Consider the following 3,324-nt stretch of genomic DNA (forward strand, 5'->3'; position numbering starts at 1 on the left):
TGCTCCTCGGATGTTTACGCTATCTACTGGTTTTATTGCCTGCCCTCTTTTTCATTCGTATTCCAAGCATCGGGTGGAAATGGTTATTACTTTATGGCTTTATTAGTAACTTTTCTCAATTTGCATTTATGTTCAGTGCAATTGCGACTGGAATGCCTACAGGTCTAGTCGCTTTGGTGGTTCAATCCCAAGCATTTTTTACTGTCATGATTGCAGCATTTTTATTACGTGAACAAGCCATCTGGAACCAGTGGTTGGCCATAGCGATTGCCTTTATGGGCTTAATGCTGATTGCATTCGGTCAACAACATAGTCATGTGCCATTAATGGGGCTGGCATTGGTTTTATGCTCTGCAATTTCATGGGCCTGTGGCAATATCGTAGTCAAAAAAATGGGGCCTGTTAACCCAATTGGTCTGGTCGTATGGGGCAATATTCTTACCCCTTTATGGTTTTTACTTTTAGCGGTACAAAATATTGGCTGGCAAGGCGTCATAGCCGATTGGCACGCGCTGACATGGAAAGGATTTGGTGCTGCAGCATTTCTCGCTTACTTTGCCACTATTGTCGGATATGGCTTATGGATCTACCTACTGACACGTTATCCTGCTGCTAAAATTAGCCCATTGTCACTCTGGGTACCTGTTATAAGTATGATTTTTGCCTATTTATTTTTAGATGAACAATTAAATACTTTGCAGTGGCTGGGTTCTTGTATTGTTATGCTGGGTTTAATGGTGCATTTATTGGGGCAAAAAATTCAATCACACATCACTTCACGTAAACTTGTCCGAACAACATAAAATAATTAAATAAGAGGCTTAGGAAGTTAAGCATATAAAAAAGTATGGTAACTTCCTTAGGCTTTATTGCATAAATATTTTGAAAGTTACTGATTTTTAATGTTTTTGTTGAATTTCAATAAAAATAAACATAATAAAATTATAGTGTTAGGTATTTGTGCAACAAAGCCATGTAGAGCATTAAATTGAAATTGATTTTTTCTATAGTTTCTTTAAAAATGAATGTATAAAAAATATATGAACTAAAGATTACTACTGTAATCTTTAGTTCCGTAAGTGTCCGCTAGCGAATCCATTTAAATACAAGCTAGTACAATTAAACAATTAACAAATCTTTCTCGATGTCACTTTCGGCAGCATAATTTAAATATTTAGAGCGGATTTATCACTTATAAAACTGAATTGAGTGGTCTAATTAACGGAACCACATCATTTTAAGTTTATGTATAAAAGTACGATTTTCACTTACTAGTACTTAAATAATCACCCCACCACTGCATCATTTCAGTCCGTTGAGCTAAATAGTCAGCATGATTATAGCTGGCACGGGTACGGTTCTTATCAATATGTGAAAGTTGTGCCTCAATCCAATTATCTTGAAACAAACCTGAGTCATTCAAAATGGTACTAAAAGTGGAACGTAGTCCATGAGAGGATAATTGATGTTTGCCATAGCCCATCTTACGAATAGCCATATTTAGAGTATTAAAATGAATCGGTTGATTGTGTTTCCGAGGGCTTGCAAAAATATATTTTTCACCGTATGACCATTGCATGACGTCTTTTAAAATCTCTAAAGCCTGATCTGAAAGTGGTACTAAAAAGTCTGGAATCTCATGCCCTAAAATGACTTTACGTCGAAACTGTTTAATATGCAAGGCAGGAATTTTCCATATTTTTGCATTTAAATCAAAATGATGAGGCTCAGCCAATAACAATTCAGCCCCTCGCACTCCAGTATGTAATTTGAACATTAGTGCTTTTTTAATAATGGGATGGGTATCCAATTTTTGTAAGTTATTCTTAAATTCGGATATTTCCTCCGCTTTTAAATACGGATAGTTCTTCTTAATTTTACTGTTGATTACAATTTTATTTAAACCATGGGCGATATTGTATTCACAATAACCCATCGCTACAGCGTAGTCATAAATTTGGTTCAAATAACTACAAGCTTTCTTGACAGGTTCTTTTACTTGGCGTCCCTCTATTTTTTTGATTACTGAAACCAGGTCATAACGCTTGATGTTTTGAAAAGGTAAATCCTGAAGGTCTGGATAAATATCTTGCTGTAAGCATCTTTCTGCTAACTGTAGTACACCACAGCGGGGTAGATCGTTGAAGGCATTTTTCAGTTTGAACTGTAACCACTCCTCCCCGACCTTACCAAAGGTGATGACATTAGAGGCAGTATCATGTTCAAAACAGAAATCATTGTCTTTAAAGTCATCTCTGACTTGTCGTGCCTTTTTCAGCGATAAATCAGGATAAAGACCTAGCTGAATGCGTCGACGTTTTTTAGTTTGTGGATCTGTATAGCGATAGCACCAAGATTTTCTTCCACTCGGCTCAATCTTCAGGCTAAGCCCATCTTCATCGGATAAAAAACAGGTTTTTTCCTTGCAATGAGCTTGGCGAACTTTAATTTCAGTAAGACTCATGGAATTTAAATGAAACCTAATAAGGGGTTGATTGGATCAATTATATCAAAATAGAACGCTTTATATATGATGCGTAGGCTACGCATCATATAAAATTGTAATACACTGTTTTATATATTTATTGTTATTAGTATTTTTATTTTAGTAACCATCTTAAGTCCCATCTCTACTTAATATGTAAGATGAGATAAATAAGCAGCTAATTACACTAACCTGAGTTAGATATAAAAAAGAGTAGAAAAAAATCCGGTGGTGTTTTAAAAAGTATGCTGACATTAAATGAAGCCATTATTGATGTAAAAGAAGGTTAAGTCGAAGGCTTTAAAATGGTTTTCAAGCTTTTTGGAGAAATTACAACTTCTTCTAAAACCACGTCTTATTCGATGCCTTATTTTGCAAGGCTCTAGACTAGCAGATTTGCACTTAGTTTTACCTAATGAGGTCCCACAACTCTGTTGCTAGCTCATTAGGCTCCCTCATCCAACGCCATTCTGTTTCTTTAAGATGATAATCAAAATACTCTTTTGATATACCGTTGAACTTTGCTAGCCTTCTTTTACAAAAGCTCCAGAATGATTCTATTCCATTTATATGACATTGTCCTCTAGCAAATTCATTCACTCCATGATTTACTCTAAAATGCTTTGAGTAACCAACATCTACCAAACCATTGTATCCACGCCAACCATCACTATAAATTACACTTTCAAGTGCAACTTTACCTAAGATAACTGTAAGCATCCGGCTAACACAGCCTTACCAAGCGATCCTATAAGCCTTAATTTAGTTCCCACCTAAAAACAAGTGGGGACTTAATCCATGAACATGGATATATATTCAGCAACACCTCCTGTTGCTAA

At 35.8% G+C, this 3,324-nt stretch carries 2 protein-coding genes and 2 pseudogenes; 1 reads left to right on the top strand and 3 read right to left on the bottom strand.

The genetic code is table 11. The features are described 5' to 3' along the window. Positions 1-803: EamA family transporter (locus tag GBN19_RS15130; RefSeq protein ID WP_151778673.1), on the top strand; the 803-nt coding region annotated here is incomplete at its 5' end. A gap of 461 nt (positions 804-1,264) precedes the next feature. Here the strand turns inward: GBN19_RS15130 and GBN19_RS15135 are convergent. From GBN19_RS15135 to GBN19_RS15145, 3 genes and pseudogenes are all read right to left on the bottom strand, one after another. Further along, on the bottom strand, positions 1,265-2,464 hold the full coding sequence (locus tag GBN19_RS15135; protein ID WP_004992181.1) for a tyrosine-type recombinase/integrase: 1,200 nt from the start codon (positions 2,462-2,464) through the stop codon (positions 1,265-1,267). A 275-nt stretch (positions 2,465-2,739) separates the two neighbouring features. Beyond that, positions 2,740-2,865, bottom strand: a pseudogene (locus GBN19_RS15140) (IS1 family transposase); the annotation flags it as partial. 28 nt (positions 2,866-2,893) lie between these two features. Next, positions 2,894-3,196 (bottom strand): annotated as a pseudogene (locus tag GBN19_RS15145) (IS1595 family transposase); the annotation flags it as partial. Positions 3,197-3,324 lie beyond the last annotated feature (128 nt).

The sequence above is a fragment of the Acinetobacter brisouii genome (genome assembly GCF_008993995.1).
Classification (GTDB): Bacteria; Pseudomonadota; Gammaproteobacteria; order Pseudomonadales; family Moraxellaceae; genus Acinetobacter; species Acinetobacter brisouii_A.